At 52.7% G+C, this 21,971-nt stretch carries 19 protein-coding genes; 9 read left to right on the forward strand and 10 right to left on the reverse strand.

From position 1 onward, the window contains the following. The first annotated feature begins 236 nt into the window (after positions 1–236). The gene (locus tag ABD920_RS08540; RefSeq protein ID WP_345158294.1) at positions 237–518 is read left to right on the forward strand and encodes a hypothetical protein; all 282 of its coding nucleotides are present in this window, start codon (positions 237–239) and stop codon (positions 516–518) included. Between the two features lie 134 nt (positions 519–652). Here the strand turns inward: ABD920_RS08540 and ABD920_RS08545 are convergent, their stop codons facing one another. Further along, positions 653–931 (reverse strand): GNAT family N-acetyltransferase, encoded by a 279-nt coding sequence (locus ABD920_RS08545; RefSeq protein ID WP_345158295.1) that lies wholly within the window; start codon positions 929–931, stop codon positions 653–655. Between the two features lie 248 nt (positions 932–1,179). Between ABD920_RS08545 and ABD920_RS08550 the strand changes: the two genes are divergently transcribed. The 4 genes from ABD920_RS08550 to gnd all read left to right on the forward strand — a co-directional run bounded on the left by ABD920_RS08550 (position 1,180) and on the right by gnd (position 6,578). After that, a complete protein-coding gene (locus tag ABD920_RS08550) occupies positions 1,180–2,412 on the forward strand; it encodes a Bcr/CflA family multidrug efflux MFS transporter (protein WP_345158297.1) in 1,233 nt (410 codons plus the stop codon). 262 nt (positions 2,413–2,674) lie between these two features. Next, complete coding sequence (locus tag ABD920_RS08555) at positions 2,675–4,189, forward strand: gluconokinase (RefSeq protein WP_345158299.1); 1,515 nt, start codon at positions 2,675–2,677, stop codon at positions 4,187–4,189. Between the two features lie 111 nt (positions 4,190–4,300). Further along, on the forward strand, positions 4,301–5,617 hold the full coding sequence (locus ABD920_RS08560; protein WP_345158301.1) for a gluconate:H+ symporter: 1,317 nt from the start codon (positions 4,301–4,303) through the stop codon (positions 5,615–5,617). 61 nt (positions 5,618–5,678) lie between these two features. Next, positions 5,679–6,578 carry a phosphogluconate dehydrogenase (NAD(+)-dependent, decarboxylating) gene (gene gnd, locus ABD920_RS08565; RefSeq protein ID WP_345158302.1) on the forward strand — a complete coding sequence of 300 codons (900 nt, stop codon included), beginning with the start codon at positions 5,679–5,681 and terminating at the stop codon, positions 6,576–6,578. 86 nt (positions 6,579–6,664) lie between these two features. Here gnd and ABD920_RS08570 read toward each other — a convergent pair whose 3' ends face one another. Continuing rightward, positions 6,665–7,513, reverse strand: a complete 849-nt coding sequence (locus tag ABD920_RS08570; RefSeq protein ID WP_345158304.1) for an alpha/beta fold hydrolase — start codon at positions 7,511–7,513, stop codon at positions 6,665–6,667. A 272-nt stretch (positions 7,514–7,785) separates the two neighbouring features. Next, positions 7,786–10,032 carry a T9SS type A sorting domain-containing protein gene (locus ABD920_RS08575; RefSeq protein WP_345158305.1) on the reverse strand — a complete coding sequence of 749 codons (2,247 nt, stop codon included), beginning with the start codon at positions 10,030–10,032 and terminating at the stop codon, positions 7,786–7,788. Positions 10,033–11,102: 1,070 nt separating this feature from the next. On the opposite strand from ABD920_RS08575, the gene ABD920_RS08580 reads away from it, so the two are divergent. Then, a complete protein-coding gene (locus tag ABD920_RS08580; RefSeq protein WP_345158307.1) occupies positions 11,103–11,636 on the forward strand; it encodes a gluconate 2-dehydrogenase subunit 3 family protein in 534 nt (177 codons plus the stop codon). 6 nt (positions 11,637–11,642) lie between these two features. Beyond that, positions 11,643–13,355, forward strand: coding sequence for a GMC oxidoreductase (locus ABD920_RS08585; RefSeq protein WP_345158309.1), 1,713 nt, complete (start codon positions 11,643–11,645; stop codon positions 13,353–13,355). A 152-nt stretch (positions 13,356–13,507) separates the two neighbouring features. Here ABD920_RS08585 and ABD920_RS08590 read toward each other — a convergent pair whose 3' ends face one another. Both ABD920_RS08590 and ABD920_RS08595 read right to left on the reverse strand, forming a co-directional pair. Beyond that, entirely contained in the window at positions 13,508–13,744 is a 237-nt protein-coding gene (locus ABD920_RS08590) for a DUF3820 family protein (RefSeq protein ID WP_345158311.1), read from the reverse strand. Next, positions 13,737–14,381 carry a GNAT family N-acetyltransferase gene (locus tag ABD920_RS08595; RefSeq protein ID WP_345158313.1) on the reverse strand — a complete coding sequence of 215 codons (645 nt, stop codon included), beginning with the start codon at positions 14,379–14,381 and terminating at the stop codon, positions 13,737–13,739. Before ABD920_RS08595 ends, ABD920_RS08590 begins: the two co-directional genes overlap by 8 nt. Positions 14,382–14,716: 335 nt before the next feature. Here ABD920_RS08595 and ABD920_RS08600 point away from each other — a divergent pair, with 335 nt between their 5' ends. After that, on the forward strand, positions 14,717–15,457 hold the full coding sequence (locus tag ABD920_RS08600; RefSeq protein ID WP_345158315.1) for an NIPSNAP family protein: 741 nt from the start codon (positions 14,717–14,719) through the stop codon (positions 15,455–15,457). 193 nt (positions 15,458–15,650) lie between these two features. Here the strand turns inward: ABD920_RS08600 and ABD920_RS08605 are convergent, their stop codons facing one another. The 3 genes from ABD920_RS08605 to ABD920_RS08615 all read right to left on the reverse strand — a co-directional run bounded on the left by ABD920_RS08605 (position 15,651) and on the right by ABD920_RS08615 (position 19,018). After that, positions 15,651–16,502 carry a sugar phosphate isomerase/epimerase family protein gene (locus tag ABD920_RS08605; RefSeq protein ID WP_345158317.1) on the reverse strand — a complete coding sequence of 284 codons (852 nt, stop codon included), beginning with the start codon at positions 16,500–16,502 and terminating at the stop codon, positions 15,651–15,653. Between the two features lie 95 nt (positions 16,503–16,597). Then, positions 16,598–18,127 carry a biopolymer transporter TolR gene (locus ABD920_RS08610; protein ID WP_345158318.1) on the reverse strand — a complete coding sequence of 510 codons (1,530 nt, stop codon included), beginning with the start codon at positions 18,125–18,127 and terminating at the stop codon, positions 16,598–16,600. A 480-nt stretch (positions 18,128–18,607) separates the two neighbouring features. Further along, positions 18,608–19,018, reverse strand: a complete 411-nt coding sequence (locus tag ABD920_RS08615) for a hypothetical protein (RefSeq protein ID WP_345158320.1) — start codon at positions 19,016–19,018, stop codon at positions 18,608–18,610. Between the two features lie 435 nt (positions 19,019–19,453). On the opposite strand from ABD920_RS08615, the gene ABD920_RS08620 reads away from it, so the two are divergent. Continuing rightward, positions 19,454–19,840 carry a response regulator gene (locus ABD920_RS08620; RefSeq protein WP_345158321.1) on the forward strand — a complete coding sequence of 129 codons (387 nt, stop codon included), beginning with the start codon at positions 19,454–19,456 and terminating at the stop codon, positions 19,838–19,840. 298 nt (positions 19,841–20,138) lie between these two features. On the opposite strand, the gene ABD920_RS08625 is transcribed toward ABD920_RS08620, so the two are convergent. Further along, positions 20,139–21,362: a glycosyltransferase family 61 protein gene (locus ABD920_RS08625; protein ID WP_345158323.1), complete on the reverse strand. Its 1,224-nt coding sequence runs from the start codon at positions 21,360–21,362 to the stop codon at positions 20,139–20,141. Between the two features lie 183 nt (positions 21,363–21,545). Beyond that, positions 21,546–21,872, reverse strand: a complete 327-nt coding sequence (locus ABD920_RS08630; protein WP_345158325.1) for a hypothetical protein — start codon at positions 21,870–21,872, stop codon at positions 21,546–21,548. Positions 21,873–21,971 lie beyond the last annotated feature (99 nt).

Below are 21,971 nucleotides of genomic sequence, written 5' to 3' on the forward strand. Positions count from 1 at the left end.
CTTGGATCAGCAGCAGCAGGGGTTTTAAATATTTCTTTCGTTATTTAGAAATACTTTAAGTCGTTTAAGAAAAATACGTATAAATACTTATATTGGTAAGTGTTTGTAACATAGCTGCAGCAAATGAGTTTTAGTAACTACATGTACTTATACCGGAACAGCCTTTTTCAAAATGAAGCGGGTTGTTGTAAAGTAAACAGGACATGTATTTTGTCACAGAAGCATGGTGTTGAATAATGAATGAGTTAATAGATTTTTCGGAGAAGTTGTCTACCTGTGATTTTATTGCGATTACCCCCGTTAGCCAGGACCGCATGTACTGCCGGTTTTACGCAGACGGCCTTTACGTCGACAGGATGTTTATTTCACACCTGAGCCTGTTGGAGGACTTGATTCTCCTAAGCAAGGACGATGAGGTGATCGAGGAAAATGGTATTTCCCGATTGAAGAACAAATACGCTGAGATCCCCAAAACAAACGATGAGGAAAGCTGCTCGGAGCCTTCAAATTTTGAGTAATGGTTTAAGCTTTCCCACGCCTATATAGTCTCTATCCTGTTCAAAAGGGAATAGGTGGGCAAAGTTGTGCCGTGCGTTGGCGCATGTATGAGTGCGTTGCGCCCGCTATACCTGCTCGCGGAAGATAATTCCTTTTATTCTAACAGTTTCCGGTAATCTGTGTGCTGCCTCAAAAACGCAGCGACAATAGGGCAGGTGGCCATCACTTTAAAGTCGTTTTGTTCCGCATAGCGCAAGCCTTCCCTTATAAGTTTGTTAGCAATACCACGCCCCCGCGCGTTTTCCGGCACGAAGGTGTGCGTAAAGTTTATCTCTCCCGCCGCAGGGAGGGCATAAGCCAGCTCCGCTTCCTCCTCGCCTAAGGCTACAGTAAACTGCTGATACTTCTCTTCGTGGACAATGTTGATCTCCATAACAATTGAACTTTTGTGAGCGTCGACTCAGGTTGGTGATGGTGTTAGAAACGATACGATCTATAAAATTAAGTGTACCGTCGCTTCTTTGGCATCCGCCTGATTTTCAGAGATGCCCTTGCTTAAGTTTAAATAAATGACCAGCATATAGCCCTATAGCGGCAGCCTGTAAAATAAGTTGCCTTTGAGGTAAACCTAAAAGAAGGCCTCTTTGTTAACGAGTGTTATAACTTTGAGTAGAAGAATTAATGACGCGAAAACAGCATTTTATCATCATACTTATATTGGGATCGCTGGCGACGATCAGTCCTTTTTCCATTGACATGTATCTGCCGGGCTTTCCGGCTATTGCAGAAGATCTGAACACATCCATTGCGCAGGTGCAGCTGTCGCTCACCAGTTACCTGGTGGGTATATCTGCCGGGCAGTTGCTCTACGGGCCGCTGCTGGATCGGTATGGACGGAAAACCCCGCTCTATGCAGGCCTGGTTGTGTACCTGCTGGCATCACTGGCGTGTGCATTCACCACGTCCGTTGATTCGCTGATCGCGATGCGGTTTCTGCAGGCCGTGGGCGGGTGCGCCGGCATGGTGGCGGCGCAGGCACTGGTACGCGACCTGTTCCCTGTGAACAAAACGGCGCAGGTGTTCTCCCTCATCACCCTCGTGATCGCCGTGTCCCCGATGATCGCCCCCACCGTGGGTGGCTATGTGACGGCTGCGTTCGGCTGGCACGTTGTATTCCTTATCCTGGCGGCGATCACGGCGCTTATCCTGGTGGCGATCCATTTTGCGCTGCCGGAAGGCAAGCAGCCGGACACCACGATGTCGCTTCGGCCAAAGCCGGTGCTGCAGAACTTCCTGGCCGTGCTGAAGCAGCCGCAGTTCCTCGTTTACGCGCTGGTGGGGGGCATTGCCACGGCGGCACCCTTTGCCTATATAGCCGGTTCTGCCGATGTGTTCATGAACCTGTACCACGTGAGCGAGCAGGTGTATGGGTGGATTTTCGCTTTCCTGGCCTTCGCCATGATCGGGACAACGCAGCTGAACCATTTCCTGCTGAAGCGGTTCACGAGCCAGCAGATCATCAACTTCACCTTGTTCTATCAGACGGCCGTCGGCTTGCTGCTGGTGATAGGGACGTGGTATGGCTGGTTTGGCATGTACAGCCTTATTTTGCTGATGTTCGTCTTCCTGACAGGGCAGGGGCTGACGAACCCCAATGCCACGGCGCTCTCTCTGGCACCCTTCTCGAAGCACGCCGGCAGCGCCTCCGCGCTGATGGGGAGTTTCAGGATGGCCATGGGAGGGCTGGTGTCCGCTGCTGTCAGTATTTTTCATAACAACACCGCCATGCCCATGATCAGCGTGATGATGGCCTGTGCGCTGGGCGGTTTGGTTATTCTCCTGGTCAGCAAAAGAAACGTACGGTATAAAGCCAGCCAGCTGCAGGTAGAAGAAGACACCTCCGTTGTGGTATAAACCGCTTCTGCCATATATAAATTTAGACAAAGCCCCTGCAGAACGCCGGGGCTTTGTGCTTTTTAGCCCGAATTCACAGCTTTTGTGCTGTAATATTTGCTATACACCGTATAAACCGGCTACTTTAGGATATGAGCGGAAAACAAGGGCACCCCTGAAAGTGCCTGCAGCACCCAGTCGGTTGAGTAGCTGCCGGCCCTGGTGCCCGGGTATATATAACCCGTGATCGTTCCCCGATATATAACGTGAACCAGAACCCCACATGAAGCAAGAGGCTATAATCGGTATGGATATCGGTACGACGAGTACCAAAGCAGTGGCCTTCGACAGCGCAGGTAACGTACTTTGCCAGGCTGCTGTGGAGTACCCCATTATCAGCACGCAGCCTTCATATGCCGAGCAGGACCCGGAGGTGGTGCTGCAGGCGGTGCTGGACGCTTTCCGATCAGTTTCCAGCAGACTGAACGCCGCGGGCCACAGCATCGGGGGCGCCTGCTTCAGCAGTGCCATGCATAGCCTGATTGCCGTTGACACACAGGGGAAGGCACTCACCAACTGCATCATCTGGGCCGATACGCGCAGCATGGAGCAGGCAGCCGACCTGAAGGAAAGCGTGATCGGGCACGATGTTTACCTGCACACGGGCACGCCGCTGCACCCCATGTCGCCGCTGCCGAAGCTGTGCTGGCTGCGGGAGCACGAGCCGCTTATCTTCCAGAGCGCCTATAAATTCATCGGCATCAAGGAGTACGTCTTCTTCAGGCTATTTGGGGAATATAAAATTGACTACTCTATCGCCTCGGCCACCGGCCTGTTTAACATCTTCTCTTTTGAGTGGCACACGGATGCCCTGGAGTTGGCAGGCATCACGGCAGATAAGCTTTCGGAGCCGGTTCCGTCCGACCACGTGTTCCGTCATCTGGCGCCTGCTTACGCCACCCTGCTGGGCATTCCGGCCACGCTGCCTTTCGTGATTGGGGCAAGCGACGGGTGCCTTGCCAATCTGGGTTCCAACGCGGTCAGGCCCGGCGATGCAGTGGTCACCATCGGCACCAGCGGCGCGATCCGGGTGATGGCGAAGAAACCTGCCACAGATAAAAAGGAGCGGATCTTCAGTTATATCCTGACCGAGGAGCGCTTCGTGCTGGGCGGTGCCGTGAACAACGGGGGGGTGGTGCTGCGCTGGTTCCGGGACAATTTCTACTCCTCAGAGGCGGCCGCTGCCCTGTTGGAGCAGACGGACGTGTACGATCTGCTCAATAAAAAGGCCGCTGCCGTACCGGCCGGCGCTGACGGGTTGGTGTTCCTGCCGTACCTGCTGGGGGAGCGGGCGCCCATATGGGATCCCTTGGCAAAGGCTTGCTTCTTCGGCGTGGAGTATAACCATACGCGTGAGCATTTTCTGCGGGCGCTGATGGAAGGCGTGATCTTCGGCATGTACAGTGTAGGGCTGGCGCTGGAGCAAACTGTGGGCCCAGTGACGGCTATATATGCCAACGGCGGTTTTTCGCGCTCCAGCCTGTGGGTGCAGATGCTGGCCGACGTGTTCAACAAAGAAGTGCACCTCACCGATACGCATGAGGGGTCTGCCTTTGGCGCGGCCATTATGGGCATGTATGCCCTGGGCCTTATCTCCGATCTCGAAGAAGCCAAGGACATGGTCCGGGTGAAGCAAACGTATGTACCTGATCCGCAGCTGCACGCACGATATATGCAGAACTACGCCCAGTTCGATGCGCTGTACCCTATCCTGAAGGACGGCTTCCGGAAGGAGTAGCACTTTCATGGCCCCGGAAACCGCCTTCTAGAAAAAAATCTATATATTATGATTTGGCATGCGGCAGGCTGCTTGCCATGATTACTTTCTGCTTCTCCAAACCTATAAACTATGTCGCTCCTCATTGTCTTTCTGGGTGTAATCGCACTGCTTATTTTAACGCTCCTCTTCCGGTTGAATGCCTTTATTGCGCTGGTGCTGGTGGCGCTGGGCGTCGGGGTGGCCGAGGGCATGGCCGTGAAAGATGCGCTGGCATCGCTGCAGAAAGGCATAGGCGACACCCTGGGGTCGCTGGTGCTGATCCTGGGATTTGGGGCGATGCTGGGCAACCTGCTCTCAGAGAGTGGGGCGGCGCAGCGCATCACGTATGGCCTGATCCAGCGCTTCGGCAAGCGGAACATCCAGTGGGCCATGGTGCTCACGGGCTTTATCGTGGGCCTGCCGATGTTTTACAATGCCGGCTTCGTGGTAATCATTCCGCTCGTTTTTGCCGTGGCCGTGTCTGCGGAGCTGCCGCTGTTGTATGTGGGCATCCCGGCGGCGGCGGCGCTTTCCGTCACGCACGGCTTTCTTCCGCCGCACCCGGGGCCAACCGCCATCGCGGTCATTTTCGGCGCCGACATTACCCTCACGCTCCTATATGGCCTGGTGCTGGCGGTGCCGACAATTGTGATAGCCGGGCCGGTTTTCACGCGCTTCCTCACTAAAATCAAAACAGACCCTCCGCAGAACCTCTTCGTGTTGAAGCCGCTGGCTGAGGCCGACATGCCCGGCTACGGTGTCAGCGTGTTCACGGCGCTGGTGCCGATAGGCCTGATGGCCACCTCGGCGGTGCTTTCCATCGTGCTGCCGGCTGTGTCGCCGGTAAGGCAACTGTTTGAGTTTATTGGCGATCCGGTGATGGCGCTACTTATCTCGGTGCTGGTGGCCATTGTGACGCTGGGCCTGAGCAGGGGAAAAAAGATGCCTGCCGTGATGAAAGTGTGTACAGACTCGATCGCGAGCATCGCCATGATTTTGCTTATCATCGGCGGCGGCGGTGCGCTGAAGCAGGTTCTGGTGGACAGTGGCGTCGGGAACGAGGTGACGGCCCTGCTCAGCGGCACCAATTACTCGCCCCTTTTTCTGGCCTGGCTTATTACGGCGCTGCTGCGGGTTAGCCTCGGTTCGGCAACTGTTGCGGCCATCACAGGGGCCGGCATCGTGTTGCCGCTCGTAACAAGCGCCGGCGTGAGCCCGGAGCTGATGGTGTTGTCTATCGGGGCGGGCAGCCTCATGTTTTCGCACGTCAACGACCCCGGCTTCTGGATGTTCAAAGAATACTTCAACCTGACGATTCCGCAAACTTTAGCCACCTGGTCTATCATGGAGACGCTTGTCTCCGTATTGGGATTAATCGGCGTGCTCTTGCTGGAGCCCTTCGTATAGGAGTTAATATTCCCGCAGCAAGGGCTGTGGGTTGGGTGATTTATATATAAAACACGAACAAATGCAAATAGGACTGATCGGATTAGGGAAAATGGGCTATAACCTCGCCCTTAACCTCCAAGACCATGGCCATGGCGTAGTAGCCTTCGACATAGCCAAAGAAAACATTGACGCGATTGCGGCAGACGGTGTGACTCCAGCTTATACCATACCGGAACTGGCGCAGAAACTCTCGGGCCGCAAGGCGGTCTGGGTGATGGTGCCTGCCGGCGCACCCATGGATGCCGTGATCGCCGAGCTCGTGCCGCACCTTAGTAAGGGCGATATCATCATCGACGGCGGCAACTCGAACTACAAGGATTCTGTGGCAAGAGCCGAAAAGCTGGCTACTTCCGGTATCTACCTGCTGGACTGCGGCACCAGTGGCGGCCTGGACGGTGCCCGGAACGGTGCCTGCACCATGATCGGCGGAGATCCGCAGGCCTTTGCCTATTGCGAGCAGATTTTCAAGGATGTCTCAGTGGAGAAAGGCTATCTGTATGTGGGCGCGCCAGGCAGCGGGCACTATGTGAAGATGATTCACAATGGCGTGGAATACGGCATGATGCAGGCGATTGCCGAAGGCTTTGAGGTGCTGCATAAAAGCGAGTACGACATTAATTACAAAGAAGTGGCCCGTGTATGGAACCATGGCTCGGTGGTGCGCAGCTGGCTGATGGAGTTGGTGGAGAACGCCTTCAGCAAAGACCCTGAACTCTCCGGCATCAAAGGTATCATGCACTCGTCCGGCGAAGGGAAATGGACGCTGGAAACTGCCCTTGACATGCAGGTGGCCACGCCGGTGATCGCCATGTCGGTGCTGATGCGTTACCGGTCTTTCGAGTCCGACACATTTTCGGGTAAAGTGGTGGCCGCCCTACGAAACGAGTTTGGCGGGCATAAAGTAGAGAAAGCCGATTAACTCAGGTAAAGCCGGCATGGCGGCTGTTCGAGACACGGCTCCGTTTGGAAGAGCTCGGAAAGGCACGTGTTTGAAATTTCGCGGCACTACCTGATGAAATGATAGAGGAGATCGTTTACCTCGTCCGGTTTTTCGTGGTGCAGCCAGTGGGTGGCGTCATCTAAAAAAATGAGCTGGCCCCTGGTGCACTTCTCGATGCTTGGCTGAGCCATTGTGTGGCTTAAAAAGGCGTCTTTCCTGCCCCAGATCATCAAGGTTGTCACAGTTACCTCCCGCCTTGTGTCCATGGAGATGTATTTGATGGCGCGGTACCAGTTCAGCATCGCCGTGATTGCCTCCGGCTGACGCCACGCGGCTTTGTAGCAGGCTATTTCTGCCTCTGAGAAAGTGCCGGGCCTGGCCGATGCCGTCATGCTCTTCTCTAGTACTTTGAAGTTAAAAGTCTTGCTGACGATTTCCGGAAGCATCGGGAGTTGAAAGAAGCCCATGTACCAACTCTTGCGGAGTTGCTTTGGGTTTGTCCTGAGGTGGTGTTGCATCACCTCCAGGTGCGGCATGTTCAGGATAACGAGCTTTTCCAGCAGGTGCGGATAATGTTGTGCCACCGCCCAGGCCACCGCGCCTCCCCAATCGTGCCCCACCAGGTATACTTTCTTTTGGACGACCTGCTGAATAAGGTCAGCTATATCGGCAGTTAACGCTGTCATTTTATAAGCTTTCACACGACGAGGTTTGCTGCTGCTGTTGTACCCGCGCTGGTCGGGCGCCAGTACACGGTAGCCTGTGGAAGCGAAAAATTCGATTTGCCTGCGCCAGCCGTACCAGAACTCCGGAAACCCGTGCAGGAACAGGATCACTTCACCCTCTGGCGCCCCTGCCTCGGCTACGTGCAGTTGTATCCCGTTGACGGCATAGTATTTATCGCGTATTTCCATATACCCTCATACTTCAAAGAGCCGCTCCAGGATATGCTCGAAGGACCATAAGTAGAGAGGCAGCAGAGATTTTATACCCATATCCGTTGGTTCATGCGCCATGCCTTTTACAGAACTGAAGATTCCCCTCCGTGGAGGGGCAGGTGCTGTCGTACAGCTCCGTATGCAGGTGATGGCGGTATCAAGGTCCTTTTGAAACTACAGAGGAGCAAAAATACAAGCGGCCCACATCTGCATGTGGGCCGCTTGTATTAAGATATATGAATGGTATTTTAGCGCTTGATGAGCCTGAAGGTATGCTTGCTGCCACCATCGACTACACTAAGAAAGTACATGCCGGTTGCTTTGGCTGCCGTTACGTCCACTGCCAGGTTAAAATAACCTTCCTCTACCTGCGCCTGCTGCTGCATGACTACCTGTCCCATAGCGTTTGTCAGCACGAGGCTAACCTGCCGATCCGTACCGGGTGCTAACTGCACGGCAACCTGCTGGCCTTCAGCGAACGGGTTCGGGTAAGCTTTCACCGCCACTGGACCAGCCTCCAGGCTTACTGCCTTAATATTAGAGTAAGTAGTAGTGCCATCCAGGTCTACCTGTGCAAGGCGGTAATAGCGGGTGCCGGAGGCGAGTGTCGAGTTGTCGGTATAGCTGTAGCGCTGCTTCACAGCGGAGTTGACTACTTTGCTCTCTACAAAAGCCAGGTCGCTGAATCTTTTACCGTCTGTTGATACCTGCACGTTAAAGCCTTTATTCTCTTTTTCAGAGGCAGTCTCCCAGGATAGCAGTACACCTTGTCCCTGGCGCTGTGCCTTAAACCAGGCAAGTTCTACGGGGAGGATGGTTGGAGGGGCAGCGATCGTGTACCTCCCCAACTCACTTACATTCGACAAGCTATACCTGTAGCTCAGGGTGGCGTTATCATTTGTATAGGGCGCCGATTCTCTTAAAAACCAGTCACCTTTGATATCTTTGCGGTAGACAGCATACTTCTCTATGGATTCCACTAACTCATGCTGCAGGAAACTCAACTCTACCACCAGATTAGGAATTTCGGCCAAAGTGCCAGCTGTTATATCAAATAAACGCGATGCACTTTGCTTTCCTTCAAACTGCTCGTTTTCACCTGTGATGCGGACCACGGTTATAGGAACATTAGGAGCAGTGGAGGAAGTCGTAAAGCGGATGCCTATGTTTCCAAAAAGCTCCGCCACTGAGGTTCCAGTAGATCCGTTACTGATTGTGCGATCAGCGGCAACCTTTCCCACAATATATTGGGTTGCGGTCTCACTTCTGGCTAAGGAACCAGTTGTACTGAAATCTACTCTGTAAGCATCAGTAAGTAACTTGTTCTCAGTAGTTGAAATATTATCGAGATCCAAAATTCCTTTTACATAGACATTGCTCAGTAACTTCTTGGATCCGTTGCTGATGGTGAGGTTGTTAAACGCGTTTGTTACTGAACTTGTGCTCACTGTGGAGATCGTTTTGGAAGAACCATCCGCATTGACTGCCCCGTTCATCACCACAGTGGAGGTGCTGCCGGTGAAGGTGCCAGCGTTTGTCCAGTTACCGGAGACAGTGTGGGTGAAGCTTCCGGCATTAAAAGTCGAACCACTTTTGATATTCAGGTTGCCCCTGATGCTAAGTCCGGCGGCCGGTGTTTTTACACCTGATCCGCCCAGAATCAAATTAGCATATGCAGTAGAGGCTGCAGATTCTGTGTTACCTGCTATGGGATAGAAATTGAATAAAGTTTGAGCCGAAGTACCTCTATACTCAATAGTGCTTGCGGTGTTAAAACTGTAATGTATCTTGGTATGATCAGCGGTATTATCGGTTTGATTCTGACCAACACTGCTGATTTTTGATATGCCTCCCGAAACTGCTAGGTATCCTGTGGCACCCATCTTCAATGCGGCCCGCTGCTTTGGAGTTCCATTCGCAATTTCAAATTTTAAATCGGTCAGGCTTAGTTTCCCAACTCCCGTATTCCCGATCTCAATTTGACCACCGGTCGGATCATTACCTGTTTTACCTGCTTCTATGACAAGCGTATTGCAAGTGGCGCCTTCACTATTGACCGTAACGGTGTGGCCTTGCATGATTTGAACGTTATCGGTCGCGCTTGGGAGTCTTGTTGCAACTGTGGTGCCGTTCCCAACCGCATTTCTATATACCCAGGTTCCTACTGTACTCCAGGGGCCATTGTTCGCAGACTGAAAAGTAACAGATAGAGCAGCATCCTGCCCATAGCTGCCAAAACTCAGCAGGAGCAGACCGAACACCAGAAGTATTGTTTGTTTTTTCAGGCTGCCACATCGGATGCTGGAGGCAACTATGGCAGGTTGTGCCCGTAAGAGGGTAGAATTGATAAAGTAAAAGTTTTTCATATAATAATTTAGGTTAAAGGGGTATATGATTTTCTGAATAAAATAGTGCTGAATTGTATTTTTTTGGCAATAAAGTTCCTGTACAAAAAATGTCATTTTTTGCTTTTTTGTAGGTAATGCTGGATTCATTCCTGAATTCCTTTTTAGAAGGCAATAGATTTCCTATTGCTACTTTTTATAGCATTTACCAAATGGCAATATTTCCTGTTAATTTATCCTGTGTTTTTGCTACTCTTAAAATTTGTGTTGGTATGAAGCAATATTACATATAACGTATATTAAATACTAAAGCTTTTTTAGGAAAATTTTGCCGTAGGTGGGCCTTTCCTGCTGCTGGAGGTAGTTTTTATGGCTATGCAAATAGTATAAAAACATATCAGATAGAGTCAAAAATGAATTAACATGTCACGTATATATAATTAATACGTTATATACTTAAATAAAAATATTGACGTATTTTTATTTAAAATAAGGATATAGGAAGTGGATTTCAGAGGGTATTTATACCTTAACGGACCCAATTATAGTTGTGATAGCCATCCTGATAACTCCATCAAATATAATTTTCCGGCAAAGCGTGTTCTCCTTTCCTGCTACTCTTGCTCTTTGTTCAGCTCACCAAAAAATCTTCTGTTCAAGATCAGCTATCCTCTGCTTTCTGCTCGAAAGGCGGTCAGGGCCAACTGAGCTTTGAGTGCTCAAAAAAGGAAGTGTTCTCTGGATCTATATAGGGAGCGAAACTTCTTCAGAGGGCTATATCAAAGCAATGCATTAGAAATACTTTCTCAGCATTGGTGTGATCTTGATGCGATGCTTTGCACCCGCCGATCTGCCGCCGCAATAGCGCATCATGCCAGCTTTCATGGAGGCGTCAGCCAGTGTCATTTGGCTCCGTTGGAAAATTTTAGTAATATGTTGCCAAATGTGAAAGGAACTTTTCAGAAGGTTGAAATCTTAGATAATCAAGTCGCGGAACGCTAGAAATGGAGGAGCAGAGTTGGCAGTTGCAGGCGGCATCAAGCGCTGATTCTTTTGCTGGTAGAGTAACAAGCTTTTGCCCGTTTGCATCATTAAGGACGACGCTGCCTCCGAAGAGGATTACCAATCTTAGAAATCAGCGCGTTTTAGGGTTCCCTATACCTTGGCGCTGACATTATATAAAGTAAATAACAGATCATCAAAATAAGCAGATTGCCCGAATGAACAGACGAGTAGTGATTCGAAATATGGCTTTGGCCGTTTCCGGCCTGGTGCTTCTGCCGGGCTGCGACCTGAGCAGCAAGAAAGCAACGGCACAGGACCTGGAGGCATTTCTGTCGCCGAGCCAGGAAGACCTGTTGGCGCAGGTGGTGGATACCATTATCCCGGCCACCGACACCCCCGGTGCCAGGGACCTGAACGTGCACCTGTTCGTCCAGAAAATGGTGACCGACTGCTACGAAAAGGAAGCGCAGGAGAACCTGGTAAAAGGACTGCAGGCGCTGAAGGCGAAGGCGAAACAACAGCATGGCAAGGTGTTCAAAGCCTGCAGCACAGAAGAGCGCATTGCGCTGCTGCGCGCCATGGAGCAGTCGGGCGATACCGCCGCGCAGGAGTTTTACAAGCTGGTGAAGGGGCTGACCGTGCGCGGCTACATGAACTCGGAGTACGTGATGATGAACCTAACCCATTATGAAGCAGTGCCCGGCCATTACTATGGCTGCGTACCTGTTGATTCTATAACCCTTTCTTAAGACAACATGGCGAATTTAGCGGTAGACGCGGTAAAAGACATGACCTATGATGCCATCGTGATCGGTTCCGGCATCAGCGGAGGCTGGGCGGCAAAAGAGCTGACCGGGTACGGCCTCAAAACCCTTGTGCTGGAGCGGGGCAAGGAGGTGAAGCATATAAAAGACTATCCCACTACCACCAAAAACCCGTGGGAGTTTGAGCACCGGGGGCAGTTGCCGCTCGAGGTAAAAAACCAGAACCCCATCATTAGCAAATGCTATGCGTTTTACGAAGGCACCGAGCACTTTTTTGTGAAGGACGCGGAGCACCCTTACGTGCAGGAAAAGCCTTTCGACTGGATACGCGGTTACCAGGTGGGCGGGAAATCGCTGCTTTGGGCGCGGCAGACGCAGCGCTGGAGCGATTTCGACTTTGAGGGCCCGGCCCGCGACGGCTTTGCCGTGGACTGGCCGATCCGCTACGCCGACATCGCGCCTTGGTACAGCTACGTGGAGAAATTTGCGGGCATCTCCGGCAACAAGGACGGCGTGCCGCAACTGCCGGACGGGGAGTTTCTGCCACCGCATGAGATGAACTGCGTGGAAAGCTTTTTCCAGAAGCAGGTAGCCAGCAAGTACAAAGACCGCCAGGTGATCATGGGCCGCGCCGCGCACATCACGGCGCCGCAGCCTATCCACCTGGAGCAGGGCCGCGCCAAGTGCCAGCACCGCACCATCTGTGAGCGCGGTTGCCCGTTTGGCGGCTACTTCAGCAGCAATGCCTCCACCATCCCGTGGGCGGCAAAAACGGGTCTCATGACCCTGCGCCCCGACTCGGTGGTGCACTCGCTTATATATGACGAGGCGAAGGGCAAGGCGACCGGCGTACGCGCGATAGACGCCAACACCAAAGAGGAGATGGAGTTTTATGCCAAGATTATTTTTGTGAATGCCGCGGCGCTGAACACTAACCTGATTTTGCTGAACTCGACCTCCAGCCGCTTCCCGAACGGCCTCGGCAACGACAACGGGCTGATGGGCAAGTACGTTGCTTTCCATAACTACCGCGCCCGCGTGTCTGCCGACTACGACGGCCACCTCGACTCCACCACGGACGGACGCCGGCCGAACAGCCCCTATATCCCGCGCTTCCGGAATGTGTACAAGCAGGAGACGGGCTTCCTGAGGGGCTACGCAGCCGGTTTCAATGCCCGACGCAACAACGTCACGAACCAGGATGGCTTAGGCGCGGACCTGAAAAACAGCCTGCTGAACCCTTCGCTGGGCGGTTGGTCGGTTGGCTCGCATATGATGGGCGAGACCATCCCGAAAGAGAGCAATTACGTGGCCCTGGACAAATCAAAGACTGACCCGTACGGTATGCCGCAGCTCAAGATCTCCATCGACTATGATGCGAACGATGAGAAAATGACGCAGGACTATATCGAGCAGATGACAGAGATGTTCGCCAACGCGGGCTTCACGAATATCCAGGCAAAAGACTCGAAACAGGCACCTGGCTTGGATATACACGAGATGGGCGGCGTGCGCATGGGCAACGACCCGAAGACGTCGCTGCTGAACAAGTGGAACCAGTTGCACGCCTGCAACAACGTGTTTGTGACGGACGGTGCCTCCATGACCTCCACCTCCACCCAAAACCCGTCCCTGACCTATATGGCCTTCACGGCCCGCGCCGTGGATTATGCCGTTAAGGAAATGAAGAAGATGAATTTGTAGAAAGCGGGTTATATATAGCCTCGGCACATTTTAAGGCAGAACAGCCGGCGCTTGCGCCGGCTGTTCTGCCTTTGTTGTTTCACCGCTGTCGTTTGCCGCGCATTGGACGACAATCATTTAAGTCACGCGCTTTTATGAAGTTAAGCGGCACTTTAATGGCGGCGCTTTTTCAGGGGCTCCAGCAGGTAGGTCAGGCCGTTTATTTTGATTTCGTAGAGTGTGGCCAGTTGCATGCCCAGTTTTCCCGCCGGGAAACCTTCCCGCTGAAACCACTCGAGGTAAGATACCGGCAGGTCGCAGAGGAGGGTGTCTTTGTACTTGCCGAAAGGCATGCGGTGTTTCACCAGTTCCAGTAAAATCCCGGAGTCAGGTTGTGCTTGATCAGCCATGGGAGGGGAGGTTTATAGCGGTGTGAGAAGATGCCGGTGCTGGTTTGGTCATTTCGATGTGGTCGATCCCGTCCTCATCATATACCTCCCCGGACTGCACGAAACCGAATGACTCGTAGAATTTCCGGGCGTAGAGCTGCGCGCCAATCTTTATCGGGCCGTTGCCATACAGGTCGTGGCAGGCGTCAATGGCCATGTCCAGCAGCTGTTTCCCGACCCCGGTTCCCCTGACCTGCATCCGCGTGATAATCCTCCCGATCGACATCTCGGAAGGGTACGATACGCCAGGAGGCACCAGCCGCGCATAGGCCACCAGCGCTCCGGCAGCATCGTAGAGCAGCACGTGGTGGCACTTCTGGTCCTTGTTGTCGAGGTCCTGGAATATGCAGTTTTGCTCCACCACAAACACCTCGCTCCGCAACCGGAGCAACGCATATAGCTCCTGCGGCGTAAGCGCATCAAAATCTTTGCAAGCTTTGGCAAGCGTCATCCTCATCTTATATATAAAACCCGCATCATGCAGGCCAACGCCCAAACTGTGTGTATTGGCAGACCGTGCGGTAACTGCGAAGGCAAGCAGATCAACAGGGGATTTTACCCCCAGGGCTTTGCTCAGGTGCAAATATAGCGGAGCCATTCCGAAGATGGTATATCCCGGCAGACAAGATGCGGCGCAGGGGCAGATAAACTGTAACGGGGCGAGGTACTGAGGGGCATATACAAGCTAAGCCCCCAACATCGGTTTGGTTCAGGTAAAGGAAGGATAGGGAAAATGCCTGAAAGCATATCAAAACATAGGCTGTATGGTCAGGTAAATGCGGATTTTTTAAGAATGTGCCGTTAAAACTCAAAATTTTTGTTGGCATTTGCGTAAATTCAAACCATCACATATAATTATATATACTTATGAAATTTAAAAATTTAAACCTACTCGCCCTGTGCTTGCTGGCAGTGCTATGGGGATTGAATGTTATGCCAGCCTATAGCCAGGCAAAAAAGGCTACCTATCATTTGCTGAAGGTATATCACCTGGACGACGAAAGCCAGGAAGCCGGTTTGGACAAATACCTGGAGCAGGCATACCTGCCAGCTTTGCATCGCGCTGGTATTAGTAAAGTTGGCGTATTTAAGCCCGCCGAAAACTCACCAGCCAACGCCGGTGATACAACCCAAAAGGTGTACGTATTCATCCCGCTTACCTCACAAAGCCAGTTCTTTAGCCTGGATGAGACGCTTGCGAAAGACAAACAATACCTTACGGCCGGGAAAGAGTACATAGAGGCCACACAGGACAAGCCGCTTTACAGCAGCTTCGAGAACATCCTGATTGAAGGCTTTACCGGCATGCCTGGCACAAGCGTCCCCAAATTGAAAGGACCGAAGCAGGACAGGATATATGAATTGCGCAGCTACGAGTCGGCCAGCGAGAAACTGCACCTGAACAAGGTGGACATGTTTAACAAAGGCGAGATCGATATTTTTAACAACCTCGGATTCAACGCTGTATTTTACGGACGTGTGCTGGCCGGTAGTAAAATGCCGAACCTGATGTACATGACCACTTTCGAGAACAAGGAAGAACGTGACAAGCATTGGAAGGCATTCAGCGCGGACCCTAACTGGAAAAAGATGAGTTCTGATCCGAAGTATGCCAAGAATGTGTCTCATAATGACACCTATTTTTTGTACCCTACAGAATATTCAGATTTCTAAGCAAAGAGCGATTAACATTCGATATACTAAAAGTATAAAGTGGAATACTTATGTTAAGTAGAGTGTTTTGTCTCTGATATTCTTGAAGACTTCTTAAGTTTGCTTGCAGATAGATTCATGTATCAAGAGAAAGCCCGGGCTCCATTAAAGGAGGGCCCGGGCTTTCTGTTTATATATGGTGTTTTGCCTGCGCCTATATACTCAGCTTCTGGAGGTAGTTGTAATTGTGCTTCACGCTGTCCATCGCCGTGCCGGCGTACTCTTCCTGCTCTACAAAGAAGTACTTCATGCCTGACTTGTCCGCCACCTGCAGCATCTTTTTGATGTCGATAGCGCCTTTGCCAAACTCGGTACTTTCCTGTTTCGCCTTGTCCATATCCTTCAGGTGCCACAGCGGGAAACGGCCGGGGTAGCGGTTGAAATAATCCACGGGGTCGTTACCCGTCAGGATCGCCCAGCCCAGGTCCATTTCCATCTTCACCAGTTCGGGGTCCGTGTTGTCCAGCAGCACATCGTATAGCACCTGCCCGTTCTCTTTCTCGAACTCATACTCGTGGTTGTGGTACCCGAAAATCATGCCCGCCTTCCTGCAGTCCTCGGCAGCTTTTGTGAACATGTCTGCCACATGCTTGTAATTCGACACGGTCTGCCCGTTCGACGGCAGCGAGGAGCATATCAGGTAGTCCTGGCCTGTTTCGGCGGCGGCAGCCACAGTGCTGTCCCAGTCTTTGTCGATGTGCACATGGCCGCTGCGTAGCGTCATGCCCAGGTCTTCGGTTATCTTTTTAATTTCCTTCGGTTGCAGGCCATAATACAGCCCTTTCTCGCTGCGCGCCGACTCCAGCTCTTTGTACCCGATTTTGGCGAGTTGCTTCAGTGTGCCGGTGGCATCGGCCAGCATCTCTTTGCGAACGGTATATAGCTGGATGCCCACATTTTTCACTTTGATTTTTTCATTTGCCATCGCCGCTAAATTGGGGGCGAGGAGCGCGCCAAGGGCCAATGCGCCTGAGCTTTTAATGAAATTGCGTCTTGAGTTTATCATTTCGATTTTTGATTTTAGGCTATTGCTTTATCTTCATGCTTTTTAAATAGGCTCGTTTAGATGCTTTCAGTCTGCGCCGAACCTATTTTCTTGGCTTATTTCAGCTGTTCCTCCGTAAAGTCTGAGTTGCTGATAAACGCCACTTTCTTGCTGTCCGGTGACCAGGAAGGGGTGTTGATGGTGCCCTGCCCGCCATAGACATAGGCGATCACTTTCGGCTCGCCTCCGCTAATGGGCATCATCCGCAGGTAAACGTGCTTGTAAAAGGGGTGGTCTCCGGGCTCCACCTCCTCTTTCAGGAACGATACGAACACCAGCCACTTCCCGTCCGGCGACACATGCGGGAACCAGTCGTGAAAATCGCCGTTCGTAACAGCCTCCTGCTCACTCCCGTCGGCTTTCATGCGCCAGATTTGCATGGGGCCGTTGCGGTTGGAGTTAAAGTATATATACTTACCGTCAGGGGTGTACTCCGAGCCGTCGTCCAGGCCTTTGGCAGTGGTCAGGCGCACTTCCTTGCCGCCTTTTGAGGGTACGGCATAGATATCCCACTCCCCGTTGCGCTCTGCTGTAAAGGTCAGCCACTTGTTGTCTGGCGACCAGCTGTGCAGGTAGGAGGGGCCTTTGGGCGTGATCTGCTTTGGTGTTCCGCCCGTAACGGGCACGGTATAGATAATGGAGCCGCCCAGTTCCTCCACGCCGCTGCTGAGGCCCAGCATCTTGCCGTCGAAAGACAGCACGTGGTCGTTGTTGTTGTTTTTCACATTGCCGGTGTTCAGCACTTTGGGCTTGCGTGTAGCCAGGTCGAAGGTGTACATCAGCCCCTCGCTGTTGTAGATCAGGTTTTTGCCGTCCGGGGTCCAGTTGGGGGCCTGCAACGATTTGGGGGAGGTATATATAATCTCCCTGTCGCCGGTTTGCACGTCCAGGATCTCGAGGTTGCTGCCCAGGTACTGCCGGTACTGCACCAGGTCGTCGGGGGCGGGCACCGTGATGCGCACATCACTGTAAATGCCTTTCTCCAGCACATCTTTGTTATGTGAGCCCACAAACAGCCCCACATATACGTCGTCTCCCAGGTCCAGGTGCTGCACCTCCTCCGTCACAAACGGCTCCCCGAACCTGGCGACGCGCATGGTGTAGGTGTTGCCTTTCCTTTCCAGTTGGATCACATCCGCGCCTGTCAGCTCAGAGCGGATTTCCTTGGTGCTGTCGCCTTTGGCCTCCCGGTACTGGAGTGAGGTCAGCCCGTCGCCATGTACCACGGCGTTGATATGGGGTGCGTCCCCCTCCAGGTTTTTACGCACCATCCAACCCACTTTCCGGTGCGGGTCCACGCCTTCGCCCACGAACCTGGCGCGGGTGTAGAGGATAAAATCGCCCCTCATCTTTTTCCACAGGTAATGGAATTCATCCTTGTCGAACCAGATGTTATAGCCTGACCCAGCCACTTCATACTCTTCCGTTTTGGGGTTGAAGGTGGCAGAACCCTTTTTCAGCACGTTTCCGATATCGGTGCTTCCGTCAAATATGCCGATGGGCTTTTCCTGCGCGGAGGCGGGAAAGCAGAGGATCGCCAGAAGAGCCGCGCAAAGCAGGGAAACACTCCATGAATTATTTCTCATCCTGATTATTTTATATAAGTGACTACTCAATAGTATATCAAAATATGAAATTTAATCCATAGTAGGCCTATGGGTACTAATAATTCATGCTTATGATAAAAATGCATTGGTTTTAAGCGAAAGTGTGTGCGTGACAGCAATCATGTATCATCAAAAAGAGAACTATGTCAACCAGCGCGGCATAGGAGACACAATCAGGCGCCGGTATATAGGCAGGTGCCTTCGGAGCTGTCTGGAAAAAGGATACTTAGCTACAGCACCCCTCCCTTCCGCCTCTCCAGGGAGGGGAAGCTGCAGACAGGTGAGATGCAAGGCGCTGGAATCGACGGATGTTGGTATGCGCAGTGGGGAGGGCTGAAAAAGCGCATGCCGGAGCAGTCAAAGAGACTTGGAAGCAGAGACAGGCCTGTCCGGAAGGACCTATATACCAGCTATATAGTGGCTTGTAAGACATATAACCTGGGGTACATGATCAAACCTTTAGCAGGTTTCCGATAGCAGCCAATCCTGTGCGCTTTCAGCATCAAAAAATATTTCCATTTTGATGGTTCCATTAAAAGCCGGTTTGGATTTGCTGCATACGCTGTCAGCGATCAATTGCTGAAAGAGGTCTTTCTGCACCACGACGGCAAACTTGGTGAGGCTGGTTTGCGCCATCAGCGGATAGAACTCCCCCAGGAGCCACGTCTGGTCGCTCATGGTAGGGATATAATGCCTGGAAGCGGTGTAGAGCCAATGCACTATATGATGCTGCCCAATGACCTGGCATATATGCAGCAGGCTCTCCCGATACGTGGGGCTGTCGGTGCCACCTACCCATTCGCTCTGGATCATCCTGGTGCCGGGCTCGATGCAGTAGGAAAGATAGCTTTGAATTGCCTGCGGTTGCATAGGCCAGGGTGTTTTCGATACGGGATCAGGAATTTCAGATCATGTGCTTCAACTCTAAAAAGTTACCGTGAGGATGCCCCGCTGAAAGGGGTAACGGGGGCTGCCACCATAGCTGCGGTGCAAGCCTTCGTCAGGAAGTGCCGGTAGAATAGGCTTTTTGCTTCTGAAAAAGCTTCCAGCCGCCGCCCCGCCACTACACTCATATATTCATATACGAAAGACACAGACCAATGTACGTGATTCGATGTCTCCTGAGAATCGCATTAGTGTGGATTTATACTTACGGATTTATACTATAAATGTGCGGAAAGGGCAGGGACCACTACTGATTTTAAAAAGGATGAGGCGAAAGGTACGCGGGGATTGCGTATGTTATGTTTCGGAGCCAGCCTGTGAGACGGACTGTCTCTACATTACCGGAATAATGGCAAGGCGATGAATTCGATTAATAGAATATTGCTTGTGGATGACGATAAGATATACCTCTACACCACGGAGCGTCTTTTAAAGCGTGTTTTTACTGATGTGGAGATTCTCTCGGCCCCGCACGGGGCAGCGGCCCTGGCAATGCTGCGCGACGGCGCTGATGCAGGGCAGTTGCCCCAGCTTATTATCTCCGACATCGATATGCCGTTGATGGATGGTCTGGCCTTCATCAGAGAGTTGGAACGGCTGAAACTTATTGATTTTAACAGCACAAAGCTGGTTCTCAACAGTAATAGCCATATATACCGGTATGCGGACAAGGCAGGAGTGAACACGGCCGTGACTTATATACAAAAACCAATCACAAAGGAGAATCTGCTCAGTTTCCTTGGCTGAGGAAAGGGAATAGCCTTCGTCAGGAACCGGCAGCCAAGCCCGCCACGTCCCGTCGCCTTTTTGAAATCTACAGGTTATATCCAGGTCACCTTCTGCAGCCTAATCCTCCAAAATATCAGCAGTTGGGTCTAATCCGCGTTCATCACTTTGCTTTCGCGGTGAATCCTCCTATAGAGAAGTTATAGTACTGATGGTCTTTTTTGCCGGAAGCACATGAGAAGGAGCGCCTTTATGGAACAACTCAGCTGTTCCGTAAAGGCGCTCCTCCATGACCTGACAGGCGAAAGGGGCAATGTGGTTACTGCACCGGATTCACTGTTTCCCGGAGCAACTCCTCCACCTGCTGCGTCTCCACCACCAGGTGGTCGCGCTGTCCCTCCGCTGCGTTCTTCGCTGGCTTTCCCGTCGGCGATTTACAGATGATATACCGGTAGTCTAATTCCAGTTTGGTGGCGATGTCGTAAAAAGGCTCGATCACGAAACCCTCGTTGAAGATCTCTACCAGCTTGGTGCCTGGTTGGCAGAAAAGGATGCTGATCAGGCCCGCCCCCGTGGGCGACATCACGAACCTGGCCCTGGAGAACAGGCGGATCTTATCCAGAATGGAGTACCCGCTGGAGACGATGGTGTTGAAGCCGTACCTGCCCAGCACCCCCTGGAGTTCCTCCTCGTTGAGGACGTTGCGGATGCTGGAGTCGCGGCGGCTGATGTAGAGGAAAGGCCCCTCAGCCTCCACGCTGCCGACTTCCGGGCCTGGTGCCTGGTGCTTCAGGAACGCTCCCCGCATGTAGTCCAGCAGCCAGCGGGGCACCAGCGTGTGCCGGCCGCGCGGCGCGGTCGAGGCGATGACGCGGTCTGCCACAACGTGCGGGTGTTCCTCACTGGAGATGATCTTATGGCTCGGGATGCCCAGCAAGGCCAGTGTCTCGGTCTGGTAGCTGTAGCGGGTGCTCGGCACCAGGAACCAGTCCACTTCGCCCAGGAGGCCGCTCCGCTCCAGCAAGTGAAGGCGCGGCAGCACGTCCAGGAACCAGTGGCCGATGTTGTTCACCCCCGCCCCGCCCGAGAGCAGGGTGAACACGGTGCCCTTCAGCCGGTGGGGCTCGGAAAAGTAGCGTTGGCGGAAGATGTTGTTTTGTGCATCGTCGCACACCTTACCGTCCTGCAGGCTGAGTGACACGTTCGTCACTACCCGGTTGTCCCGGCTGATGACGGCCACGCTGCTCTCGCTGTCGGTGTGGATGCGCCCCTCCGGCACCTCCACCACCACGTAGTCGGTCACCACGCTTCGCTGGGGCTTCCAGTAGGCCGAGCAGGCCCGGTACAGTTCCTCTGAAATATCGAGGGTGGTGACCAGCTGCGGGTAGATGGGGTGCACCACCACCGTTGTCGGGTCCTGTGCACCGGTCTCTTCCACTCGCCAGATGCCGGTGGGGCGGTAGTGCAGGTTGTGCGGGATAGAGCGGCGGGCCACCTTTCGCAGCCTGTTGAGAATCTTATGTAAAACTATACTTGTCTTCATGTTGTTTGGGAACAGTAGTTCAGCTTGCGGGGCGGTTCGACAGGGAACCAACAGGTCATCTTTCTGACATTGACAGCACCATTGCGCAGAAACATGTGAATGCTGTGCTAGTACAACACAGCCGGGACACGCATTCTGCTTTCGCATGAAATCGGGAGGGGCTGTGCCATCGCGGAAAGGGACTTATCGGAGGGGCACCTTGAGCTGATGGAAGAGGAGGTATAGCCATCTGGCAGTACTGCCTACGCCTGTGGGGGAGCGCATGGGCAGGGGCGTAAGCAGCGGCGCGGCAAGGAAAAGACTGAGCAGGGGAACCTGGAAGTGGAGTAACTGGCCTTTTACTTTCCCTTCCTCGGCGTCCAGGTCGAGCACGTAGCCGGTTCCCGCTTTCTTGCCAGCCGGTTCACCGTCCGGCCTGGTAAGGTAGGCGCCGCTGACCGCGGACAGGCAGATGAGGAATGCCACAGACACCATCATCAACCGGACCATGAAATGCTGAACAGGGCTCATATGCTTACTTTTGGAATAGGCCTTGGAGGCTGTAAATGGGAAAGTGTTTGAACATAGATGAATACGGTTGCTGCAGCAAAGTAGTTATAGCGATTTTCG

Source organism: Pontibacter saemangeumensis, from assembly GCF_039541895.1.
Taxonomy (GTDB): Bacteria; Bacteroidota; Bacteroidia; order Cytophagales; family Hymenobacteraceae; genus Pontibacter; species Pontibacter saemangeumensis.

Bases quoted from the DNA above. Each gene is read 5' to 3' on its own strand.
- ABD920_RS08540 (WP_345158294.1), top strand. From the start codon at position 237: ATGAATGAGTTAATAGATTTTTCGGAGAAGTTGTCTACCTGTGATTTT.
- ABD920_RS08545 (WP_345158295.1), bottom strand. From the start codon at position 931: ATGGAGATCAACATTGTCCACGAAGAGAAGTATCAGCAGTTTACTGTA.
- ABD920_RS08550 (WP_345158297.1), top strand. From the start codon at position 1,180: ATGACGCGAAAACAGCATTTTATCATCATACTTATATTGGGATCGCTG.
- ABD920_RS08555 (WP_345158299.1), top strand. From the start codon at position 2,675: ATGAAGCAAGAGGCTATAATCGGTATGGATATCGGTACGACGAGTACC.
- ABD920_RS08560 (WP_345158301.1), top strand. From the start codon at position 4,301: ATGTCGCTCCTCATTGTCTTTCTGGGTGTAATCGCACTGCTTATTTTA.
- gnd (WP_345158302.1), top strand. From the start codon at position 5,679: ATGCAAATAGGACTGATCGGATTAGGGAAAATGGGCTATAACCTCGCC.
- ABD920_RS08570 (WP_345158304.1), bottom strand. From the start codon at position 7,513: ATGGAAATACGCGATAAATACTATGCCGTCAACGGGATACAACTGCAC.
- ABD920_RS08575 (WP_345158305.1), bottom strand. From the start codon at position 10,032: ATGAATCCAGCATTACCTACAAAAAAGCAAAAAATGACATTTTTTGTA.
- ABD920_RS08580 (WP_345158307.1), top strand. From the start codon at position 11,103: ATGAACAGACGAGTAGTGATTCGAAATATGGCTTTGGCCGTTTCCGGC.
- ABD920_RS08585 (WP_345158309.1), top strand. From the start codon at position 11,643: ATGGCGAATTTAGCGGTAGACGCGGTAAAAGACATGACCTATGATGCC.
- ABD920_RS08590 (WP_345158311.1), bottom strand. From the start codon at position 13,744: ATGGCTGATCAAGCACAACCTGACTCCGGGATTTTACTGGAACTGGTG.
- ABD920_RS08595 (WP_345158313.1), bottom strand. From the start codon at position 14,381: ATGGCTCCGCTATATTTGCACCTGAGCAAAGCCCTGGGGGTAAAATCC.
- ABD920_RS08600 (WP_345158315.1), top strand. From the start codon at position 14,717: ATGCCAGCCTATAGCCAGGCAAAAAAGGCTACCTATCATTTGCTGAAG.
- ABD920_RS08605 (WP_345158317.1), bottom strand. From the start codon at position 16,502: ATGATAAACTCAAGACGCAATTTCATTAAAAGCTCAGGCGCATTGGCC.
- ABD920_RS08610 (WP_345158318.1), bottom strand. From the start codon at position 18,127: ATGAGAAATAATTCATGGAGTGTTTCCCTGCTTTGCGCGGCTCTTCTG.
- ABD920_RS08615 (WP_345158320.1), bottom strand. From the start codon at position 19,018: ATGCAACCGCAGGCAATTCAAAGCTATCTTTCCTACTGCATCGAGCCC.
- ABD920_RS08620 (WP_345158321.1), top strand. From the start codon at position 19,454: ATGAATTCGATTAATAGAATATTGCTTGTGGATGACGATAAGATATAC.
- ABD920_RS08625 (WP_345158323.1), bottom strand. From the start codon at position 21,362: ATGAAGACAAGTATAGTTTTACATAAGATTCTCAACAGGCTGCGAAAG.
- ABD920_RS08630 (WP_345158325.1), bottom strand. From the start codon at position 21,872: ATGAGCCCTGTTCAGCATTTCATGGTCCGGTTGATGATGGTGTCTGTG.